This window comes from Erwinia sp. STN24 (assembly GCF_041320675.1).
Lineage (GTDB): Bacteria > Pseudomonadota > Gammaproteobacteria > Enterobacterales > Enterobacteriaceae > Erwinia > Erwinia aeris.
Map to the genome: position 1 here is coordinate 317,866 of NZ_JBGGPM010000001.1, position 21,205 is coordinate 339,070.

The 21,205-nt window shown below is 55.8% G+C and carries 26 protein-coding genes; 14 read left to right on the forward strand and 12 right to left on the reverse strand.

What is annotated here, in order from left to right; translation table 11 throughout:
• Positions 1 to 125: 125 nt before the first annotated feature.
• Entirely contained in the window at positions 126 to 1,592 is a 1,467-nt protein-coding gene (proP, locus tag ACA373_RS01520) for a glycine betaine/L-proline transporter ProP (RefSeq protein ID WP_301252705.1), read from the forward strand.
• 81 nt (positions 1,593 to 1,673) lie between these two features.
• On the opposite strand, the gene solA is transcribed toward proP, so the two are convergent.
• The 9 genes from solA to grxB all read right to left on the reverse strand — a co-directional run bounded on the left by solA (position 1,674) and on the right by grxB (position 8,139).
• The gene (gene solA / locus ACA373_RS01525) at positions 1,674 to 2,780 is read right to left on the reverse strand and encodes an N-methyl-L-tryptophan oxidase (protein WP_301252706.1); all 1,107 of its coding nucleotides are present in this window, start codon (positions 2,778 to 2,780) and stop codon (positions 1,674 to 1,676) included.
• A gap of 123 nt (positions 2,781 to 2,903) precedes the next feature.
• A complete protein-coding gene (gene bssS / locus ACA373_RS01530) occupies positions 2,904 to 3,158 on the reverse strand; it encodes a biofilm formation regulator BssS (RefSeq protein WP_125290802.1) in 255 nt (84 codons plus the stop codon).
• A 239-nt stretch (positions 3,159 to 3,397) separates the two neighbouring features.
• Positions 3,398 to 3,643 (reverse strand): hypothetical protein, encoded by a 246-nt coding sequence (locus ACA373_RS01535; protein WP_253454615.1) that lies wholly within the window; start codon positions 3,641 to 3,643, stop codon positions 3,398 to 3,400.
• 140 nt (positions 3,644 to 3,783) lie between these two features.
• The gene (dinI, locus tag ACA373_RS01540) at positions 3,784 to 4,029 is read right to left on the reverse strand and encodes a DNA damage-inducible protein I (protein ID WP_125290800.1); all 246 of its coding nucleotides are present in this window, start codon (positions 4,027 to 4,029) and stop codon (positions 3,784 to 3,786) included.
• 68 nt (positions 4,030 to 4,097) lie between these two features.
• Positions 4,098 to 5,144: a dihydroorotase gene (gene pyrC / locus ACA373_RS01545; RefSeq protein ID WP_370733898.1), complete on the reverse strand. Its 1,047-nt coding sequence runs from the start codon at positions 5,142 to 5,144 to the stop codon at positions 4,098 to 4,100.
• 334 nt (positions 5,145 to 5,478) lie between these two features.
• On the reverse strand, positions 5,479 to 6,255 hold the full coding sequence (locus ACA373_RS01550; protein ID WP_370733899.1) for a hypothetical protein: 777 nt from the start codon (positions 6,253 to 6,255) through the stop codon (positions 5,479 to 5,481).
• Between the two features lie 14 nt (positions 6,256 to 6,269).
• Positions 6,270 to 6,479, reverse strand: coding sequence for a hypothetical protein (locus ACA373_RS01555; RefSeq protein WP_370733900.1), 210 nt, complete (start codon positions 6,477 to 6,479; stop codon positions 6,270 to 6,272).
• Positions 6,480 to 6,786: 307 nt separating this feature from the next.
• Positions 6,787 to 7,350, reverse strand: a complete 564-nt coding sequence (locus ACA373_RS01560; protein WP_301252709.1) for a lipoprotein — start codon at positions 7,348 to 7,350, stop codon at positions 6,787 to 6,789.
• Between the two features lie 141 nt (positions 7,351 to 7,491).
• Positions 7,492 to 8,139, reverse strand: coding sequence for a glutaredoxin 2 (gene grxB / locus ACA373_RS01565; RefSeq protein ID WP_253454612.1), 648 nt, complete (start codon positions 8,137 to 8,139; stop codon positions 7,492 to 7,494).
• 258 nt (positions 8,140 to 8,397) lie between these two features.
• On the opposite strand from grxB, the gene rimJ reads away from it, so the two are divergent.
• From rimJ to murJ, 4 genes are all read left to right on the forward strand, one after another.
• Positions 8,398 to 8,994 (forward strand): ribosomal protein S5-alanine N-acetyltransferase, encoded by a 597-nt coding sequence (rimJ, locus tag ACA373_RS01570; RefSeq protein WP_125290796.1) that lies wholly within the window; start codon positions 8,398 to 8,400, stop codon positions 8,992 to 8,994.
• Positions 8,994 to 9,635: a DUF480 domain-containing protein gene (locus ACA373_RS01575; RefSeq protein WP_253454611.1), complete on the forward strand. Its 642-nt coding sequence runs from the start codon at positions 8,994 to 8,996 to the stop codon at positions 9,633 to 9,635. Before rimJ ends, ACA373_RS01575 begins: the two co-directional genes overlap by 1 nt.
• A 1-nt stretch (position 9,636) precedes the next feature.
• Positions 9,637 to 10,554: a Gfo/Idh/MocA family protein gene (locus ACA373_RS01580; RefSeq protein ID WP_370733901.1), complete on the forward strand. Its 918-nt coding sequence runs from the start codon at positions 9,637 to 9,639 to the stop codon at positions 10,552 to 10,554.
• A 122-nt stretch (positions 10,555 to 10,676) separates the two neighbouring features.
• A complete protein-coding gene (gene murJ / locus ACA373_RS01585; protein WP_370733902.1) occupies positions 10,677 to 12,215 on the forward strand; it encodes a murein biosynthesis integral membrane protein MurJ in 1,539 nt (512 codons plus the stop codon).
• Positions 12,216 to 12,302: 87 nt separating this feature from the next.
• On the opposite strand, the gene flgN is transcribed toward murJ, so the two are convergent.
• From flgN to flgA, 3 genes are all read right to left on the reverse strand, one after another.
• Positions 12,303 to 12,734, reverse strand: coding sequence for a flagellar export chaperone FlgN (gene flgN, locus ACA373_RS01590; protein ID WP_125290792.1), 432 nt, complete (start codon positions 12,732 to 12,734; stop codon positions 12,303 to 12,305).
• An 8-nt stretch (positions 12,735 to 12,742) separates the two neighbouring features.
• Entirely contained in the window at positions 12,743 to 13,036 is a 294-nt protein-coding gene (gene flgM, locus ACA373_RS01595; RefSeq protein ID WP_125290791.1) for a flagellar biosynthesis anti-sigma factor FlgM, read from the reverse strand.
• 102 nt (positions 13,037 to 13,138) lie between these two features.
• Entirely contained in the window at positions 13,139 to 13,804 is a 666-nt protein-coding gene (gene flgA / locus ACA373_RS01600) for a flagellar basal body P-ring formation chaperone FlgA (RefSeq protein ID WP_253454608.1), read from the reverse strand.
• 155 nt (positions 13,805 to 13,959) lie between these two features.
• On the opposite strand from flgA, the gene flgB reads away from it, so the two are divergent.
• The 9 genes from flgB to flgJ all read left to right on the forward strand — a co-directional run bounded on the left by flgB (position 13,960) and on the right by flgJ (position 21,094).
• On the forward strand, positions 13,960 to 14,373 hold the full coding sequence (gene flgB, locus ACA373_RS01605; RefSeq protein ID WP_125290789.1) for a flagellar basal body rod protein FlgB: 414 nt from the start codon (positions 13,960 to 13,962) through the stop codon (positions 14,371 to 14,373).
• A 3-nt stretch (positions 14,374 to 14,376) separates the two neighbouring features.
• Positions 14,377 to 14,781: a flagellar basal body rod protein FlgC gene (gene flgC, locus ACA373_RS01610; protein ID WP_253454607.1), complete on the forward strand. Its 405-nt coding sequence runs from the start codon at positions 14,377 to 14,379 to the stop codon at positions 14,779 to 14,781.
• 11 nt (positions 14,782 to 14,792) lie between these two features.
• Positions 14,793 to 15,464, forward strand: coding sequence for a flagellar hook assembly protein FlgD (flgD, locus tag ACA373_RS01615; RefSeq protein ID WP_253454606.1), 672 nt, complete (start codon positions 14,793 to 14,795; stop codon positions 15,462 to 15,464).
• 26 nt (positions 15,465 to 15,490) lie between these two features.
• Entirely contained in the window at positions 15,491 to 16,699 is a 1,209-nt protein-coding gene (gene flgE, locus ACA373_RS01620; RefSeq protein ID WP_253454605.1) for a flagellar hook protein FlgE, read from the forward strand.
• Between the two features lie 21 nt (positions 16,700 to 16,720).
• Positions 16,721 to 17,461: a flagellar basal body rod protein FlgF gene (locus tag ACA373_RS01625; protein WP_253454604.1), complete on the forward strand. Its 741-nt coding sequence runs from the start codon at positions 16,721 to 16,723 to the stop codon at positions 17,459 to 17,461.
• Positions 17,462 to 17,477: 16 nt separating this feature from the next.
• Positions 17,478 to 18,260, forward strand: a complete 783-nt coding sequence (gene flgG, locus ACA373_RS01630; protein WP_125290784.1) for a flagellar basal-body rod protein FlgG — start codon at positions 17,478 to 17,480, stop codon at positions 18,258 to 18,260.
• Positions 18,261 to 18,326: 66 nt separating this feature from the next.
• Complete coding sequence (locus tag ACA373_RS01635) at positions 18,327 to 19,028, forward strand: flagellar basal body L-ring protein FlgH (protein ID WP_253454603.1); 702 nt, start codon at positions 18,327 to 18,329, stop codon at positions 19,026 to 19,028.
• Between the two features lie 9 nt (positions 19,029 to 19,037).
• Positions 19,038 to 20,135, forward strand: coding sequence for a flagellar basal body P-ring protein FlgI (locus ACA373_RS01640; RefSeq protein WP_301252711.1), 1,098 nt, complete (start codon positions 19,038 to 19,040; stop codon positions 20,133 to 20,135).
• Positions 20,135 to 21,094 carry a flagellar assembly peptidoglycan hydrolase FlgJ gene (gene flgJ / locus ACA373_RS01645; protein ID WP_253454602.1) on the forward strand — a complete coding sequence of 320 codons (960 nt, stop codon included), beginning with the start codon at positions 20,135 to 20,137 and terminating at the stop codon, positions 21,092 to 21,094. The genes ACA373_RS01640 and flgJ overlap by 1 nt, the downstream gene beginning before the upstream one ends.
• The last annotated feature ends 111 nt before the right edge of the window (positions 21,095 to 21,205 follow it).

Genomic DNA, 21,205 nt, shown 5'->3' on the forward strand with positions numbered 1-21,205 from the left:
AAACGTTTTTAAGCGCCGTACTTTTAATCTTCGCTGCTTTATAGCTTTCATTCCCTTCTTTCTCTACAGGCTCCACCGGCAACGAAAGCTATGATGCTGCCAGTCATTCTCATTAAGGGGACTGCATGAGCACGCACTCAGAAAACAGACATAAAAAGCACTTCTGGCAGAAAAAACAGAAAGAACTCACCGTAGACGATATCACCATCGTGGATAACGACATGCTGAAGCGTGCCGTCGGCGCAGCCGCGCTCGGTAACGCGATGGAATGGTTCGACTTCGGCGTCTACAGCTATCTGGCCGTGACTATTGGTAAGGTCTTCTTCCCCGGCGGCAGTTCGGCGGCCCAGCTGCTTGCCGCCTTTGGTGCCTTTGCGGCAGCCTTTGTGGTGCGTCCTATCGGCGGGCTGGTGTTCGGGCCGCTGGGCGATAAAGTTGGACGGCAGAAAGTGCTGGCCGTCACCATGATTATGATGGCTATCGGTACCTTCTGTATCGGCCTGATCCCCAGCTATGACAGCATCGGTATTCTTGCGCCAATTCTGCTGCTGGTCGCTCGCCTGGTGCAGGGCTTCTCCACCGGCGGTGAATATGGCGGCGCGGCGACTTTTATCGCCGAATACTCTACCGATAACCGTCGCGGCTTTATGGGTAGCTTCCTGGAGTTCGGCACGTTAGGCGGCTATCTGCTCGGCGCAGGGCTGGTCACCGGCCTGACGGCGGCGATGCCGGAGGCGACGCTACTGGACTGGGGCTGGCGTATTCCGTTCTTTATCGCCGCGCCGCTGGGGCTGTTTGGTCTTTATGTCCGTCTGAAGCTGGAAGAAACTCCGGCGTTCCAGAAGCATATGGAAAAGCAGGACGCGCTGGAACACAGCAAGCCACGTCTGACGCTGCTGCAAATGCTGAGCAAATATCGCGCCCAGATGCTGAAATGTATTGGCCTGGTGCTGCTGTTTAACGTCTCCAACTACATGCTGACCTCCTATATGCCAAGCTACCTGACCGGTATCCTCGGCCTGAGCGAGATGAGCAGCCTGCTGCTGATCCTGGTGGTGATGTTTGTGATGATGCCGCTGACGCTGTTTTCCGGGCACTGGAACGATCGCCTGGGCCGTCGTCCGGTTATTTTAAGCGGCGCTATCGGCCTGATTGTGCTGGCTATCCCAAGCATGATGCTGATTGGTTCCGGTAATATGTGGCTGGTGTTTGCCGGGCTGATCATCCTTGGCGTGCTGCACACCTGCTTTAGCGGCTCGATGCCGGCCACGCTGCCTGCGCTGTTTGCCACGGATATTCGCTATAGCGCGCTGGCGATCGGCTTTAACCTGTCCGTTTCGCTGTTTGGCGGCACCACGCCGCTGATTACTACCTGGCTGGTGGAAACGACGCATAACCTGATGATGCCGGCTTACTATCTGATGGGCGCTGGCGCAATCGGCGTGATCACCGTCTTTACCATGCGTGAAACGGCACGTAAGCCGCTGACCGGTTCAGCGCCTGCGGTTGGCAGCGAAGCGGAAGCGCACAAGCTGGTGAAAAAACTCCGTCTGCGTCAGCAAAAGAAAGATGCGGCGGCGTCGGTTAAATAATATTTCTCGCCGTTATCAGATGACGGCTGGAAATAATTAGCGTTATGGAAAGGCGGCATTTAACGATGCCGCCTTTTTTATTTATAAGCGGGAAAGTGAGAAGGGCGTTAAATCAAATTCTGCGGTTTTTCCCTGAGCAAATTGCGCGGCGATTTCACCCAATACCGTGGCGAATTTAAATCCGTGTCCGCTTAGCCCGCTAATAATCAACCTGTCTGCTCCCAGCGTATCGATAATAAAATCTTCGTCCGCCGTATTATCGTAGGTACAGGCTTCACCACGCAGGCAAACGCCTACACCAGGTAAAAACTGCCGTAAAAATCCGAAGAGTTCGCTGCCGTCTTCAGCAACGGCGCCAAAAGGCTTACGTTGTTCCGGCGCGCTAATCGGCTGACCGCCGTTGTGCTTGCCGATTTTGATCGCGTTGTTTTCAGCAGGAAATCCATAAAAATGGGTGCCGTCCGGCATTTCCACGGCAAACGCGGGAAACTTATTATTTTCACTGTAGCGGCCGTCCGCCTGATGCCAGGCAAAGACTTTTCTGACAGGGGTGACAGGCAGTTCCGGCAGCAGCGTTTTGATCCAGGTTCCGGCGCTCAGCAGCAGCTTTTTGCCCCGGAAGGCGCCTTCCGGGGTCTGGACGACTTGCAGGCCGTCACGCTCCTCCAGCCCGGTGACCGCGCAGTTAAACAGCTGCGCGCAGCCCGCTTCTTTGCACAGGCGGATCAGGTGACGAATAGCCAGTTCGGATTTCAGATAGCCGGACTGCGGCTCGTAAATCCCCGTATAGTTTTCAGGGACGGCCAGCTGCGGCCAGCGCCGCATGGCATCTTCACCGCTGAAGATCTCCACCGGCAGGCTATAGGTTTCGGCGCTCTGCCGCACGTTGCGGATAAATTCGGAACGATCAGGCGCAAGATTCAGCACGCCGCTGCGCTGCATAATTCGCTCGCCGCACTGCTGCTCCAGCTCGTCCCACAGCTGCTGAGCGCGCAATACCATCGGCACGTAGCGGGCGCCTTCGCCGTAAGCGTGGCGAATTAAACGCGTGTCTCCATGATGGCTGCCTTCGCGATGGGGCGGATGCGCCCGATCGATCATCAGGACATTCAGTCCCGCCTGGGTGGCGTACCAGCCGGCCGCTGCACCTACCGAGCCGCTGCCCACCACAATTAAGTCATAAACCATCAGTACCTGGCTCCATCGGTTATACAGGCAGGCAGAATAGCAAAATGCGGCTGGAATGAAAAAAAATGCGGCAGAAATGAAAAAGGCACCCATTTGGGTGCCTTCAGGCCAACGCGGACGAAATTAGTGCTTTTTGTAGTCGCGATCCTGATATTCAGTAGCTTCTATCTTCGCTATGCCAGCTTCGAGAATGGAGATAAATTGTCTGGCAACATCGGTGGTCAGCCAGTAGGTCTGGCCCACTTCAGCTTCATCGTCTGGCTGTTCATTTGATGAAAGTGAATGCAGACGGATCATCATAGCATCGTAGCTGTCTACGGTACTGATATCCCACCCAACGAGGGGATGTGTCTGGATAACCTCTTTGTTTCTGTCCATTATAACCCCCTTATTACTCGTGTTAACAATGACAACGAAGTGATTTATCGAGGTTCAATGCGGCTTTTTTTCATAGAACAGGAAAATTATAACAGAAATTCCAATGTTCGCAGAATGAAATGTCGATCTGAGCCGATTGCCTTTAATTGTTACGGGATTGCGTACGCAGAAACTAAGAGCGGGTGCTCCCGATATAATAAATATCGGCAGCGAAATAACAATACTTGAGTAAATATTATTCACCCGGCTCGTTTGGCTAACTCATCGGCCAGCGCGGCGAAGTGCTGCCGCTTATTTTCATCATAATCTGAACGGGTCGCTTCCAGACGAAGCTTGTCGACCAGCCGCAGCGCGGCCTGTTCATCCAGGCACAAAGAGAGAGAGGAGAAAGCAACTTCCAGCACGCTCAGGCGGCGCTGTTGATCGGCGATCAGCGCCAGCAGCTCGCCAAACGTCATCGCTTCTTCAGGATTTTCAACATTCATGGCAGACCTCTTAGCCAGCGGCAGCAACGCATATTTGGTCACTCTACTATAGCCAGATTCCGTCAGGAGCAAAGAGGGGAGAAAAGAAAAAAGCCGGACGGCGAAGCCCGGCAAAAAACGGAAAGACCACGGGACGTCGATCAGTCGGTGATAAACCAGTCGTCGGCGCTTTCCCAGGTTTCCTGCAGGATATCGGTAATCTGGTCTTTTGCCTCTTTACCGCCGCCCATCACCGTCAGATTATTGGCTGCGGCGTAGCGTACCGAAACGCTGTGGGCGGATTCAGGAAATTGTTTGTCGATTCGCTTGCTCAGCTCGGCGCTCAGCGCATCGATGGCGCCAGCGGGCAGCGAGGTGGTTCTTGCTACAGTGACTTCAATACGCATAAAAGCCTCCGATGAATTCACTGTGAATATATACAGTAAGATCGGCGGAAGCAATCATTTTGTCTGAATTACAGCTCGACGCGCCAGTTCAGCGTTTCGCCAGCCAGGAACGGCACCAGCGTGTCTTCGCCCAGCGTGACGCTCTCCGGCACCGTCCACGGCTGACGCACCAGCTTCAGCGTGCCTTCATTCAGCGGCAGGCCGTAGAAGCGCGGGCCGTTCTCGGAACAGAACGCGGCGAAATGCGCCAGCGCGCCCAGCTCTTCAAACACGGTGGCGTAGGCGGGCAGGGAAGAAGGGGCATTAAAGACGCCTGCACAGCCGCAGCTGGCCTCCTTACGATGACGCAGGTGCGGCGCGGTGTCCGTTCCCAAAAAGAAGCGTTCGTGGCCGCTGGCGACCACTTTGCGCAGTGCTTCCTGATGCACGTTGCGCTTCAGGATGGGCAGACAGTAAAGATGCGGACGCACGCCGCCCACCAGCATATGGTTACGGTTGAACATCAGGTGCTGCGGGGTGATGGTGGCGCCAAGCAGATGATTGCCTTCCTGCACGTACTCAGCGGCCTCTTTGGTGGTGATATGCTCAAAAACCACTTTCAGCGCCGGATAGCGGTTGCGCAACGGCTCCATCACGGTTTCGATAAAGCGTGCCTCGCGATCGAAAATATCGATGTGCGCATCGGTCACTTCGCCGTGGATCAACAGCGGCATGCCGATTTTCTGCATCCGCTCCAGCACGGTGGCGATGGCATCGATATTGGTCACGCCGTGACTGGAATTGGTGGTCGCATGGGCGGGATAAAGTTTGGCAGCGGTAAACACGCCTTCGCTAAAGCCTTTCTCGACCTCGTCCGCAGCCAGCGAATCGGTCAGATAACAGGTCATCAGCGGCGTAAAACGGTGGCCTTCCGGCACGGCAGCCAGGATGCGATCGCGATAGGCCACGGCGGCGGCTACGCTGACAATGGGCGGCACCAGATTAGGCATAACGATTGCCCGACCGTTGACCTCGCTGGTGAAGGGCAGCACGGTTTTCAGCATCTCATCGTCTCGCAGATGGATATGCCAGTCGTCAGGGCGGCGGATAATAAGTTGCTGAGGGTGTGCAGTCATGAACAGGCTCCGGCAGAAGTGAAATCGTATGGCGCGATTTGGCCGGGTATCAAGGATAAAGGGAAAGCCAAACGTTTGCACCTGCTTTGTGAGGGCGGCAGCGATAATGTTGATATCTGCTGAGCTTTTTTCCCCCTTGCCGGAAAAGGCCAGTATTGTAACAACTTAGTTAGCCGCATTAATGCGCCTACGTTGAGAAGTAACCATTGGCAAAGGGTCAACTGGATGTTCTCTATGTTTTGGCAAATTAAAGGGAAAGTGGGCATAAAAAGGCATGGTGAAGGCGGCTTTAAAACTGATATTAAAGCAAATTTACTTATAATCGGCTGGCTTTTCAGGATGGAGGCGCTCCGTCGTTCTCGGCAGATGCGAATTTTTGGAAAGTAGGCAAGTCAAAAAAAGAGATATTATCAATTTCGCGTTTAGGTAGAAGGGTTTGAAAATCATCCAGGCCTAACCCAGACAAATTAATACCGTTTACTATTCCTTGCTGGATATATAACGACTGGTAGTTGACACTAAAAACCACGTTCAGAAAATTTTTGTCTCTGTAACCACTTAGCAAGGGCAACAGGCTAAAAAATTCACAGTCGCCATGTTCAAGCTGGGGGCAATAAACAACACCGACATAAACTTTGCGGGATTTTAGCGTAACAATAACTGGAAATTGCCTAACAGAGGCGTCAATAAGAAGTGTTTCTAAAGCATTGTAGCTGGCTGTGCGGGCAAGAACATTAAGACGTCGAACCTCTTTTTTTAGATACATTTTTCGAATAAAAGCGGCTATAGCAGATATGAGGACCGAACAAGCAGACCAGATTAGCATTTTTATTTCTTTAAGCTGAATCACGTCCGAGCCTGAAACAACGGGGAATAAGCGCCGCAATGTGTCCACAGATACCAATTCGCGCTCTGCCCAGCGGAAGATACCGCCTATACTCAGAGTAGAGCAAAGCGCCCAGCCCATACTGGAAAAGAAGACGCCATACACAGCTATGTAAAAATAAGCGTCCCACCCGGTAGTTCGCTTAAAGCTATACCTATGATTGAGTGAATTATTAACAAAGATATAACCACAAAGCAAAATGACCGCTAGCTGTAATGTACCCACTACTTCTTCTCTCTTCAGTCCCTTGACGAGATTTTAAAATATTTAAGCTGTTCAATGTGTTTAAGTATATTCTTTTTGACTTCCGGGTGTTCAAAGTCAACGGTAATAACGCCATATTTATCAATATGATAACGTCCCCTGTTATCAATGAGTTTTTGAGCGAGGTGTTCTGCCGGGCTTTTCATCGTTGTGTTATGAAACGCCACTCTGATTCGGTTATCCATAATGCCTCCTGCCTTCCTGGCGAAAGTTGGTTTACACATCGGGATTTAGTATAGATCAAATGTGTATGATTAAAAGCAAATTCAGTATCTTTACATGAAAGTGGCTAATGTATTGATCTTGCTACGCTGTGAATTTTTTCGGTTATATTTTCTATACCGTAGCGAATGCCTTAGTGATGAAGAGCTATTGTCGCTCAGAGCATATACAATCCTGAAAATGAAACTCAAACGTTGCTTTGCCCCCAGGCCTCATATATTCAGGCTAGTGCGTCAGGGTTTCCCGCAGCAGTCGGGAAACCCTGAGGTGTTAATCAGTAAATGGGATCACCAGCTCGCCAGGCTTCACTACCAGACCTTTAGCGAAACGCTTCGCCATCGACTCCGCCTTGCTGCGATCGGTGCTGAGCAGGTAAGCCGGCTTCTGATTGAAATACTCTTTCAGCGACTGATTCAGGTAGGGCGTCAGCGTATTCAGCACGCCCTGCATTTTCGCGGGCTGCGCCTGGACGTCGGTCAGCTGCATATCTTTCAGGAAGATTGCCCCCTTTTCCTTATCGAAAACAGGCTGCGCCTTCATGGTCAGCAGCATTTCCGCGTGCTGTGGGCCGAACAGCGAGCTGATGTCCACGGTAGCTTTACCGGTCAGCGTGACTTTGTCCGCCTCTTCGCGCCCGATTTTGCTGTTGAGATCGGTCAGGACAATATGGGCATCGATCAGCCCGGCCACGCCAATCTGCTTTTCATAATTATTATGCTTTTGCAGCGCCTGGTTTACTTCCTGCTCGCTGACGGAATATTGAGTCAGCTTGTTGCAGCCCGCCAGGCTCAGCGCCAGCATCAGGGCCATCGCGCCCCGCATAAGATTGTTCATAGTGCTCCTCGTCACGTTATGACGTCAGTTACCCCTTCTGACGCGCAGCGATAGCTTGCCCGACAAATGACAAAGAGTCACCCGGCAGGTGGGAAAAGTTGTGACGAAATAAGGCGGGGCCGTGAAAACGGCCCCGGAAGATCAGGCAGCCACGGAAGAAAGCAGATTGATCTGCGTCTGTTTCGCCATATTGTCGCGATAGTCAGCCACGCGGCTGGGATAGTCAACGCCCGCGACCAGGGTCAGGGAACGCAGCACCGGGAAAAGGTGGATATCATCCAGCGACAGCTCGCCGTTCACCGCGTTGGGCTTCACAATCAGCTTGTCGAGCTTGCGCAGATCGTCATTGATATTTTTAATAAAGCCTGCGGAATGCTGCCTCAGCTCGTCAAAGCTGCCGACGCTGGCTTCTTTTTTCTCCGTGAAGTAGCGGCGCGCTTCGGGCGTGGCGAACTCGGCAAAGGATGCCGTGGCGATGCGAGGCAGCAGCAGCTTGTTCAGATAGCTGTTAACGTGACGCAGCCAGTCGCTGATCGCGGGATTAGGACGGCCCGTCAGCAGCGGCTCGCCGTCGCTTTTATCAACAAAGGCGACGATATCCAGGCTTTCCGGCATGCAGCTGCCGTCTTCTTTCATCAGGATCGGCGCCATTTTTTGTCCGATCAGCTTCTTCGGCGTTTCTTCATCGTCATTCAGCATCACCACCAGTTCGACCGGCAGGTTTTTCAGGCCAAAGATCATGCGTGCCTTTACGCAGAACGGACAGTGTTCGTAAATAAACAGTTTCAAAAGTGCCTCCTTACAGCGATAAAGGTAACGGCAAATACCATTAACCTTCTTAATGTATGCAGGGAGTATGGAAGAGAACGGCTGACAGGGCAAACCGGTGCGCCAGCTATCGTGCGTTTCAGCCGTTTCCGCCATTCACAACGGGAATATTTCCCGGCATTATTTTACCCGACTGCAATCAGGCGGTTATAGTAAAAAGACGTGCCGTCGACGCAACGCGGCGCTTTTATTTATGATCGGCTGAATTCAGGAGAGAAGATGTTTGGCTATCGTTCCGCAGCCCCTAAAGTGCGCCTGACTACCGACAGGCTGGTCGTGCGCCTGGTACACGAGAGAGACGCCTGGCGTCTGGCGGATTACTATGCGGAAAACCGGGCGTTTCTTAAGCCCTGGGAGCCGATTCGGGATGAAAGCCACTGCTATCCTTCCGGCTGGCAGGCGCGGCTGGGGCTGATCACCGATATGCATAAGCAGGGCAACGCCTACTATTTTGCGGTGATGGATCCGGACGAAAACGAAGTGCGCGGCGTGGCCAACTTCAGTAACGTGGTGCGCGGCTCGTTTCACGCCTGCTATCTGGGCTATTCGCTGGGGCAGAAATGGCAGGGACAGGGCATGATGTTCGAGGCGCTCCAGTCGGCTATTCGTTATATGCAGCGCCAGCAACATATGCACAGAATTATGGCGAACTACATGCCGCATAATCAGCGCAGCGGCAACTTACTGGCCCGGCTCGGCTTTGAAAAAGAGGGCTATGCCAAAGACTATCTGCTGATAGACGGACGCTGGCAGGATCACGTGCTGACCGCGCTGACCGCCAGAGAATGGACACCCGAACGACGTGGACCTCTTTGATGAAAATTCTTCTTTCGCCCGTTGAGGCGCGCATTATTGGCTGCCTGCTGGAAAAGCAGGTGACGACGCCCGATCAGTATCCCATGTCGTTGAACGGCGTGGTCACGGCCTGTAACCAGAAATCGAACCGCGAACCCGTGATGACGCTGGCTGAAACCGGCGTGCAGGATGCGCTGGACATGCTGGCGAAAAAGCATTTGGTTACCTCGTTTAGCGGATCCGGCCAGAGAGTGGTGAAATATGAGCACCGCTTCTGCAACAGCGAGTTCGGCCAGCTCAAATTTTCTGCCGCAGAGCTGGCGCTGGTGGCTACTTTGCTGCTGCGCGGCCCGCAAACGCCGGGCGAACTGCGCACGCGCAGCGCACGGCTGCATGAATTTGCCGATATGGCTGAGCTTGAGCGGACGCTGGAAAATCTTGCCGCGCGCGAGGACGGCCCCTTTGTCGTCCGGCTGGCGCGTGAGCCAGGCAAGCGGGAAAGCCGCTATATGCATCTGTTCAGCGGCGAGGTGGATGAGGCCGCGTTGCCCGCCTCTTCAGACGCACCAGAAAGCGGCGATTTGACAGAAAGAGTGGCGGAACTCGAGCGCCAGATGGCGGAAATGCAGCGGCAGCTGGCTCAATTGCTGAAAGGATCCTGATATGACGTTGCGTATAGGTATGGTGGGGCTGGGCAATATTGCGCAGAAAGCCTGGCTTCCGGTGTTGGCTGACGCGCAGGGCTGGCAGCTGGCGGGCGCGTTTTCCCCTAATCAGCAGAAGGCCCGCCCGATTTGCGACAGCTGGCGTATTCCTCTTTATGCCACGCTGGATGGATTGATTAACGACTGTGACGCGATCTTTGTGCATACCTCAACCGCCACGCACTTCAGCATCGTTAAACAGCTGCTGCTGGCGGGCAAGGATGTCTGCGTCGATAAACCGCTGGCGGCTACGCTTGCCGAAGCCGAACAGCTGGTGGCGCTGGCGCAGCAGCGTGGCCGCAAGCTGATGGTGGCGTTCAACCGCCGCTTTGCGCCTCGCTATCTGCAGCTAAAAGCGCTGGGCGGGCTGGCCTCGCTGCGCATGGACAAACACCGCAGCGACAGCGTCGGCCCGCGCGATCTCTTTTTTACGCTGCTGGACGATTATCTGCACGTCGTGGATACCGCGCTGTGGCTCGGTGGCGGCGGGGCGACACTGCAAAGCGGTACGCTGCTGACCAATGACGACGGCGAAATGCTCTATGCCGAGCACCATTTTCAGGTCGACAAGCTGCAAATCACCACCAGTATGCACCGTCGGGCGGGCACCCAGCGCGAATCGGTGATGGCGATAGCGGACGGCAGCGTCTGGCAGGTTGACGATATGCGGGAGCTACGGCAGGAAACGGCCGGTCGCCTCGTTATCGATCCCGTTCCCGGCTGGCAGAGCACGCTGGAACAGCGTGGTTTCGTCGGCGTGGCGCGCCATTTTATCGACTGCGCGCAAAATCAGACTATGCCGCAAACCTCCGGCGAGCAGGCGCTGGCGGCGCAGCGCGTCATTGAAAAGCTCTGGCGCGACAGCGACAGGGAATAATGCTGTAACAATAGGATGTGGTTATTTCACGGCATATCAGTAGACTATGCCAGCTTTCGCGCCGTCTGAAGCGGCCGGATGATAACCGTGGCGCGCCACCTCCTTTAAAAGAATCGAAGATCATGAACCTGTTGAAATCCCTGGCAGCGGTCAGCTCGATGACCCTGTTTTCTCGCGTGCTGGGCTTTGCGCGCGATGCCATCGTGGCAAGAGTGTTCGGCGCGGGAATGGCAACCGACGCCTTCTTTGTCGCCTTTAAACTGCCGAACCTGCTGCGCCGCATCTTTGCCGAAGGCGCCTTTTCTCAGGCCTTTGTGCCGATCCTCGCGGAGTACAAAAGCAAGCAGGGCGAGGAGGCGACGCGGGTGTTTATCGCCTACGTCTCGGGGCTGTTAACGCTGGCGCTGGCGATTATTACCGTGGCCGGGATGTTTGCCGCGCCCTGGGTGATTTTAGTGACCGCGCCCGGCTTTGCCGATACGGCCGACAAGTTTGCGCTGACTTCAGCGCTGCTGCGCGTCACCTTTCCCTATATCATGCTGATTTCGCTGGCCTCGCTGACGGGCGCGATCCTGAATACCTGGAACCGCTTTTCCGTGCCGGCCTTTGCGCCGACGCTGCTGAACATCAGCATGATCGGCTTTGCGCTGTTCGCGGCCCCGCATTTCCATCCGCCGGTGATGGCGCTGGCCTGGGCCGTGGTGGTCGGCGGCGTCTTACAGCTGGGCTATCAGCTGCCGCATTTAAAGAAAATTGGCATGCTGGTGCTGCCGCGCCTTAACCTGAAGGATGCGGGCGTCTGGCGGGTGATGCGCCAGATGGGACCAGCGATCCTGGGCGTGTCCGTCAGCCAGATTTCTTTGATTATCAACACTATTTTCGCTTCATTTCTGGTTTCCGGTTCCGTTTCCTGGATGTACTACGCCGACCGCCTGATGGAGTTTCCTTCCGGGGTGCTGGGCGTGGCGCTGGGCACCATTTTGCTGCCCTCGCTGGCCAAAAGCTTCGCCAGCAATAATCACGATGAATATAACCGTCTGATGGACTGGGGACTGCGCCTCTGCTTCGTGCTGGCGCTGCCAAGCGCGGTTGCACTGGGGATCCTCGCTAAGCCGCTGACCGTCGCGCTGTTTCAGTATGGGAAATTCTCCGCGTTTGACGCGGCCATGACCCAGCGCGCGCTGGTCGCCTATTCGGTCGGCCTGATGGGGCTGATCGTGGTGAAAATCCTGGCGCCGGGCTTTTATTCGCGGCAGGACATCAAAACGCCGGTCAAAATCGCCATCGTGACGCTGATTATGACGCAGGTAATGAACCTGGCCTTTATCGGCCCGCTGAAACATGCCGGTTTGTCGCTGTCGATTGGTCTGGCGGCCTGTCTGAACGCCGCGCTGCTTTACTGGCAGCTGCGCAAACAGAAAATATTTCTGCCACAGCCTGGCTGGTTCAGCTTTTTGCTGCGTTTGGTTATCGCGGTTATCGCTATGGCGGCCGCGCTGACAGGGATGATGTGGGTCATGCCGGAATGGGCGCAGGGCAATATGCTGATGCGTTTGCTGCGTCTGGCGGCGGTCTGCGCCGTTGGCGGCGGCGTCTACTTTGCGGTGCTGGCGCTGCTGGGATTCCGCGTTAAGGATTTCGCCCGCACTACGGCCATATAAAGCAAAACCCCGTTGCAAAACGGGGTTTTTAGCTTCTGCACTCACTAAAACGCAAACCCCGGCGCAGGCCGGGGTAGTGACGGCGCTTTATACCTTACGGCTGATAAAGCCGCTTGAAGTTGCCTGGCCGTTCGGGCCATAAAACTTCTGGGTCTGATAGGGCTTTAATACCTCAATCGCCTTTTCCGTAAAGGTGATTTGATGGTTAAGCAACATCCCGTTATGCAAATTAGTATCGCGCAGTTTTACCGTCTGCTCCTGTAGCGCAGCCCAGCGACGAGCCATTTCCGGCTGACCGCTGTAGGGCGCGTGGAAGCCCGCTTCTTTCTCCGCATCGCGGCGCAGCTGCTCAAGGAAATTGAGCGTGGCCAGCAGCGAACTTTTATCTTCCGTAATACGTTGCAGCAGGCTGCTGTTGATCTGACCGCTCGAGAGCTGTTGTTGCTCTGCCGCCATTACGTCAGACAGACTTTTCAGGACTTCCAGCATTTTATCGAGCGCGTTCAACAGTTTAGTCATTTACCTGATTAACCTTTTAAAGAGTCTTTGGCTTGCTGGATCAGGGCGTCGGCGATTTTGCCGGTGTCCATTTTCAGTTCGCCGTTACGGATGGCGGTCTTCAGCTGCTCAACGCGCGCGGTATTAATATCCTGCGAGCTGGATTTGGTCAGCTGTGACTGTGCGCCGCTCAGTACCACCTGGGTACCTGATTCGGTTGTTTTTGTCTCTACCTTCTGCGCCTTCGGCGTAGCCATTTCAGGAAGATCGCGAGGCTGCACGGTACTGGCCGGCTTCATAGGTTGAGTTCTGTCAATGCTCATAATCTGGCTCCAGTTTGCTCAGGCAAATAGCGGCCTGAATTGCTCAAGTGTATTACGTCTGTTATTTACACTATCGGCAGAGATGAAGCCATCTTTAACGCTTTACAACGATATAAGAATATTCCCATCGGAGCCGACTTTCCCGCTCACAATCTGCCCTGAATTCATGCGTACTCTGACCGGCTGCGCCGCCGTGGCGTTGTTCATGGCGCGGCCCTCGCTGGCGACGTTAAAACCGTCTCCGCTGGCGATAACATTGACGTTGTCGCCGGCCTTCACGCGCCACGGCTGGCGCACCATCATCATCGTCAGCGGCTGGCCGGGCACGATGTCCCGCAGCGCGACAGCGTCGGCCACGTCGGCCATATTGATTACCGCACGCGCCGGCAGCGTATCCAGACGGCCATGCACCACTTTTAAATCGTCCGCGGTCAGCGCGGTACCGCGCACGACCTGGCGAGCCGCCACCAGATAATCGCCTTCAACCTGCACCTGTACCTGTAGATAGCGCCGGTTCTGGCCACAGTTGGCGGCCACGCTCATGTTGCCCCACATCCGGCTATTGCCCGGTAAGGAAAATTGCGGTGCATCACAGGCGGGCCACTGCCCCTGCGGCGTTTTCACTACCACGCTCAGGGTATCGGCACCCTGGCCGGTTTCCCCATAGCGGGCTTTAAAAAATTGATTGAGCTGGGCCGTCAGGTCGGCGGCGCTGGCGCTAACCGTTGCCAGACTCAGACTCATCAGGAAGAGAGTCAACACACGCATATTTTTCATCCTCGCTGCAACATGGCGACGATTCTACGCACGGGGCCGCAAAGTCAAGGCGCAAATTAACGACGCTTTTTAGCGCTATTCTGCCGATCGGATTAATCCTAACCCGCTTATTCTCTCCCCACTGAATTTTCAATTGCGGAGGAAACATGCTCGACAAACTCGACGCAGCCCTACGGTTTAACACTGAAGCACTTAACCTGCGTGCACAGCGGCAGGAAATCCTGGCATCCAATATCGCTAACGCGGACACGCCAGGCTATCAGGCGCGCGATATCGATTTCGCCAGCCAGCTGAGCAAAGTGATGGAGCAGGGGCGAGCGCAGGGAACGGGCATGTCGCTGGCGGTCACCTCGTCACGCCATATTGCTGCGCAGTCTTCTGCACCGGCATCGATGGATCTGATGTACCGCGTGCCGTCCCAGCCCTCGCTGGATGGCAACACGGTGGATATGGACCGCGAACGTACCGAATTTGCGGATAACAGCCTGAAGTATCAAACGGATCTGACTCTTATCAGCGGCCAGATCAAAGGCATGATGTCCGTATTACAGGGGCAATAATAAATGGCTTTACTGAACATTTTTAATATCGCCGGATCGGCAATGGCTGCCCAGTCGCAGCGCCTGAACGTCAGCGCCAGTAACCTGGCCAACGCCGACAGCGTAACCGGGCCGGACGGTCAGCCTTACGTGGCGAAGCAGGTGGTTTTCCAGACCGATGCGGCGCCAGGCGCTGCGACCGGCGGCGTACGCGTCGCGCAGGTAGTGGACGATCCTACGCCAGCGAAGCTGGTTTACGAACCGGGCAACCCAATGGCCGACGCGAAAGGTTACGTCAAGATGCCAAACGTGGACGTGGTCGGGGAAACGGTTAACACCATGTCGGCGTCGCGCAGTTACCAGGCCAACGTTGAAGTGCTGAACACCGTTAAACAAATGATGATGAAAACCCTGACGATGGGTCAATAAGGAACAGACAGATGGGCATTACCGTTGGCGTTAATGAGTCACTTGACAACACAGCTATTACTTCTTCGTCGTCGACTACCGATAAAACGGCAGCCGACCTGCAAAGTAACTTCCTGACCCTGCTGGTCACGCAGTTAAAAAACCAGGATCCGACGAACCCAATGGATAACGGCCAGCTGACTACACAGCTGGCACAGATCAATACCCTGAGCGGCATTGAAAAACTGAACACCACGCTGGGATCGATTTCCGGCCAGATCAACAGCGGACAGTCTTTGCAGGCTTCCACCCTGATCGGCAAAGGCGTGATGGTTAACGGCTCGCAGGTGCTGGTCGGCAGCGGTCAGACCACGCCGTTTGGCGTTAGCCTGGAACAGGCTTCAACGGCGACCACCGCCACCATTACCGATCCTTCTGGCAAGGTAGTGCAAACCATTAACCTGGGTGCGCTCAGCGCCGGCGTCCACACCTTCTCCTGGGATGGTTCGTCAGCAGACGGCACCACCGCAGGCGACGGCAAATATAACGTGGCCATCAGCGCCAGCAACGCTACCGGACAGCTGGTCGCGCAGCCGCTGAATTATGCATTAGTCAATGGGGTTACTAACGACACCAGCGGTGCCGTTCTCGACCTCGGCACGATGGGTAAGACCACCATCGCGAATGTTCGTCAGATTATTTAACTTAACCCCGATTCAGGAATACACACATGGCATTTTCTCAGGCAGTCAGCGGTTTAAACGCAGCATCCAGCAACCTGGACGTTATCGGCAACAACATCGCCAACTCCGCAACGGTGGGTTTTAAATCCGCTACCGTTTCCTTCGCTGATATGTTCGCCGATTCTAAAGTCGGTCTGGGCGTAAAAGTAGCTGCGGTAACCCAGGACTTTAACGACGGTACGACCACTTCTACCAGCCGTGGCCTGGACGTGGCAATCAGCCAGGCCGGCTTCTTCCGTATGGCTGACGCCAGCGGCGCGGTTTACTACAGCCGTAACGGCCAGTTCACGCTGGACGCTAACCGTAACATCGTTAACGCCAACGGCCTGCAGCTGACCGGTTATCCGGCAACCGGCACGCCGCCAACCGTGCAGACCGGTGCTAACCCGGTTGCGCTGAGCGTACCAACCACGGCGATGGCGGCGAAATCCACCAGCGCAGCGGCACTGGTAGCTAACCTGAACTCAACCGACAGCGTGCCGACGACCACGCCGCTGGATATTAACAACACCAGCTCTTACAACAGCAAAGCGTCAATGACCACCTATGACTCGCTGGGTAACGAGCACAACCTGAACCTGTACTTCACCAAAACGGCTGACAACGCCTGGACGGTGAACGTGAAGGACGGCAGCTCGGCGAACCCAACCGCTGACGTGGGCACGTTCAACATGACTTTTGATACCAGCGGCCAGATGACATCCACCGCGACGCAGGCGATTACGCTGGCGGGCCTGAACGGTTCTGCTGCCACTAACTTCACGCTGAACATGGCGGGCAGCCAGCAGCAGAACACCGGCACCAGCACCTTCGGCAACCCAACGCAGGATGGTTACAAGCCGGGCGAACTGACCAGCTACCAGATCAACAACGACGGCACGGTAGTAGGTAACTACTCCAACGAGAAAACCCAGACCCTGGGTCAGATCGCCCTGGCTAACTTTGCTAACCCGGAAGGCCTGAAGTCTGAAGGCAACAACGTGTGGTCAGCAACGGCTTCTTCTGGTCAGGCGCTGGTTGGCCTGGCGGGCACCGGTAACCTGGGTACGCTGACCGCAGGCGCGCTGGAGTCTTCCAACGTCGACCTGAGTAAAGAACTGGTCAACATGATTGTGGCACAGCGTAACTATCAGTCTAACGCCCAGACCATTAAAACACAGGACCAGATCCTCAACACCCTGGTCAACCTGCGTTAATTCGGCTAACAGGGGAGTCAAATGGATCACGCGATATATACCGCAATGGGGGCTGCCAGTCAGACCCTCCAACAGCAGGCAGTCACGGCGAACAACCTGGCCAACGCCTCCACGCCTGGCTTCCGTGCGCAGCTGAACGCGCTGCGCGCCGTGCCGGTGCAGGGCGAGTCACTGCCGACCCGTACGCTGGTGACGGCTTCGACGCCGGGCTCAGATATGACCCCGGGCGCGATGGACTACACGGGACGTTCGCTGGACGTCGCCGTTCGTCAGGATGGCTGGCTGGCCGTGCAGGCTCAGGATGGCGCTGAGGCCTACACCCGCAACGGCAACATGGAGCTGAACCCGGCCGGACAGCTCACCATCCAGGGCAAACTGGTGATGGGCGACGGCGGACCGATTGCCGTACCGCAAGGCTCGGAAATCACCATTGCCGCTGACGGTACGATTACCGCGCTGAACCCTGGCGATCCGCCGAACGCCACTGTCCAGCTGGGACGTCTGAAGCTGGTAAAAGCCACCAGCTCGGAAGTCACTCGCGGCGACGACGGCCTGTTCCGTCCGACCGGCGCAGCGCAAACCCTGCAGGCCGATGCGACCATTCAGGTGATGCCTGGCGTACTGGAGGGCAGCAACGTCAGCTCCAGCCAGACCATGGTCGATATGATCGCCAACGCACGCCGCTTTGAGATGCAAATGAAAGTCATCTCCAGCGTCGATGAAAACGAACAACGCGCTAACCAGCTGCTGTCAATGAGCTAAGAGCAGAGGAACTAACATGATTAACTCTTTATGGATTGCCAAAACCGGTCTTGATGCTCAGCAGACCAATATGGACGTTATCTCGAACAACCTGGCGAACGTCAGCACCAACGGCTTTAAACGCCAGCGTGCCGTGTTTGAAGATCTGATGTATCAGACCATTCGTCAGCCTGGCGCGCAGTCTTCTGAACAGACTTCTCTGCCTTCCGGGATGCAGCTGGGTACCGGTACTCGTCCGGTAGCGACCGAGCGTCTGCACACTCAGGGCAACCTGAACAAAACCGACTCATCGAAAGATGTGGCGATCAGCGGGCAGGGTTATTTCCAGGTACAGATGCCGGACGGCACGCTGGCCTATACCCGTGACGGCTCTTTCCAGACTGACCAGAACGGCCAGCTGGTGACCAACGCCGGTTTCCCGGTGCAGCCGGCGATCACTATCCCGGCCAACGCCCTGAACATGACTATCGGCCGTGACGGCGTGGTCAGCGTGACGGTGCAGGGTCAGACCCAGCCTACGCAGGTCGGCCAGCTGACGCTGAGCACCTTTATTAACGATGCTGGCCTGGAAAGCAAAGGTGAAAACCTGTACCAGGAAACGCAGTCATCGGGCGCGCCGACCGACAGCACGCCGGGCAACAACGGTGCGGGCCTGCTCTATCAGGGCTACGTTGAAACCTCCAACGTAAACGTTGCCGAGGAGCTGGTCAGCATGATCCAGACTCAGCGCGCCTATGAGATCAACAGTAAGGCAATCAGCACGTCCGATCAGATGCTGGCCAAACTGACTCAGCTGTAAGTAAGACCGTGCCGGGTTCGCCCGGCGCTTAATAAAAGCTTTCTCTAATGATTAAAGGTTAATTCCATGGCGAAGCAAATTTCAGTGCCTGGACGCTTGTTAGTAGCCTTAGCGCTTCTGACGCTTAACGGTTGTGCTTTAGTTCCACGTCAGCCCCTGGTTGAAGGTTCGACAACGGCCCAGCCGCTGGCCGCTTCGCCGCCTGTGGTTAACGGCTCCATTTTTCAGGGCGTGATGCCGATGAACTACGGCTACCAGCCGCTGTTCGAGGATCGTCGTCCACGTAATATCGGCGATACGCTGACCATTACCCTGCAGGAAAACGTCAGTGCGAGCAAAAGCTCCACGGCCTCCGCAGGACGTGACGGTAGCGCATCCCTTGGTCTGACGGCGCTGCCTTCCGCGCTGACCGGCCTGCTGGGCGGCGAAAAAACCAATATCGACGCCAACGGCAAGAGCGACTTTGCAGGTAAAGGCGGCGCAACGGCGAACAACACCTTTATCGGCGTCATCACCGTGACCGTGAATCAGGTGCTGCCGAACGGCAACCTGAAAGTGGTTGGTGAGAAACAGATTGAGATTAACCAGGGTACGGAATTTATCCGCTTCTCGGGCGTGGTTAACCCACGCACCATCAGCGGCAGCAACAGCGTAGTTTCGACCCAGGTGGCGGATGCCCGCATTGAGTACGTCGGCAACGGCTATATCAATGAGGCACAGACGATGGGCTGGCTGCAACGGTTCTTCCTGAACCTGTCACCATTCTAAGAGGTTAAAATGCGTAAGATTATTCGATTCACCCTGCTGCTGCTGACTGCGGTCAGCGCTTTTGCCCACGCCGATCGCATTCGCGATTTGACCACGGTTGGCGGCGTGCGCGACAACTCCCTGATCGGTTACGGTCTGGTTGTCGGGCTGGATGGATCCGGTGACCAGACTACCCAGACGCCGTTTACCACGCAAAGTCTGAACAACATGCTGTCGCAGCTGGGCATTACCGTGCCCAGCGGCACCAACATGCAGCTGAAAAACGTCGCGGCGGTGATGGTCACCGGCAAGCTGCCTGCCTTTGGCCGTCAGGGCCAGGTGATTGACGTGGTGGTTTCTTCTATGGGTAACGCCAAAAGCCTGCGCGGCGGCACGCTGCTGATGACCCCGCTGAAAGGCGTGGATAACCAGGTTTATGCGCTGGCGCAGGGCAACATTCTGGTGGGCGGTGCGGGCGCTTCTGCCGGCGGCAGCAGCGTCACGGTTAACCAGGTAAACGGCGGCCGCATCACCGGCGGTGCGACTATCGAACGTGAACTGCCGAACAGCTTCGGCGCGTCTAACGTGATCAACCTGTTCCTGAACGAAGAAGACTTCAGCATGGCGCAGCGTATCGCTGACGCGATTAACGGTCGCTACGGCTCTGCTCAGGCGCTGGATGGCCGTACCGTGCAGGTACAGGTTTCCGCTAACGGCACCTCTCAGGTTCGCCTGCTGGCTGATATCCAGAACATCGATGTTTCCGTGCCGATTCAGGATGCAAAAGTGATTATCAACTCGCGCACCGGCTCGGTGGTAATGAATCGCGAAGTGATGCTCAGCTCCTGCGCTATCGCTCAGGGCAACCTGTCGGTCACGGTTAACCAGCAGCAGAACGTCAGCCAGCCGAACACGCCGTTCGCAGGCGGCCAGACCACGGTCACGCCACAAACGCAGATCGACCTGCGCCAGAGCGGTGGCGCGCTGCAAAGCGTAAACGCCAGTGCCAACCTGAACAGCGTTGTTCGTGCCCTGAACGCCTTAGGCGCCACGCCGATCGACCTGATGTCCATCCTGCAATCAATGCAGAGCGCGGGCTGTCTGCACGCCAAACTGGAAATTATCTGATGAGCAACGCCCAGTCTCTGATGGGAGCCGCCTACGACAGCGGCTCACTGAACAACCTGAAACGCCAGGCCAGCAACGACCCGAAAGCGCACGCACGGGAAGTCGCCAAACAGGTAGAAGGGATGTTCGTGCAAATGATGTTGAAAAGTATGCGCCAGGCGCTGCCGCAGGATGGTCTGCTGAGCACCGAACAGACGCGTCTTTATACCTCAATGTACGATCAGCAGATTGGGCAGGAAATCGCCTCGAAAGGGCTTGGCCTGGCCGACATGATGGTCAAGCAGATGGAGCAGGCGCAGGCGCCCGATGAGAAAGCGGGCACCGTGCCGATGAGGCTGGATAAAGACTTTATCAACACGCTGCCGCCGCTGGCGATGGCGATGGAAACAGAGCAGGAGCGGATCGTTCGTCAGGCCGTACCGCGCCTGCCTGCTTCGCCGGACAGACCGCTCAGCGGCGACAGCGCTGACTTTATTGCCAAACTGTCGCAGCCGGCGAAAGAAGTCAGCGCCGGTACCGGTATTCCTCATCACCTGATCCTGGCGCAGGCCGCGCTGGAGTCTGGCTGGGGCCAGCGGCAGATCATGACCGCAGAAGGCAAGCCAAGCTTTAACCTTTTCGGCATTAAGGCGACGGGCAGCTGGCAGGGCAAAACTACCGAAATCACCACCACCGAATATGAGCACGGCGAAGCGAAAAAGGTGAAAGCCAAATTCCGCGTTTATGACTCCTATTTCGATGCGCTGAGCGACTACGTGAAGCTGATTGCCAACAACCCGCGCTACCAGGCGGTGACCACGGCGGCAACGCCGGAGCAGGGCGCGCAGGCGCTTCAGGCGGCAGGCTACGCCACCGATCCGAAGTATGCGCAGAAGCTGGTGGGAATGATCCAACAATTCAAGAACATGGGCGAGAAAGTAGTGAAAGCCTATAGCCAGGATATCGGCGATTTGTTCTGATTTTCCGCTCAAGTTTGCCTTATTTTTGCCGATAACGTTTAAAAGCCGGTTCCGCATCAGCGCATGCCGGCAACCGATTGTAATGCCGGCCCGTGCTGGAGCAATAAGGAA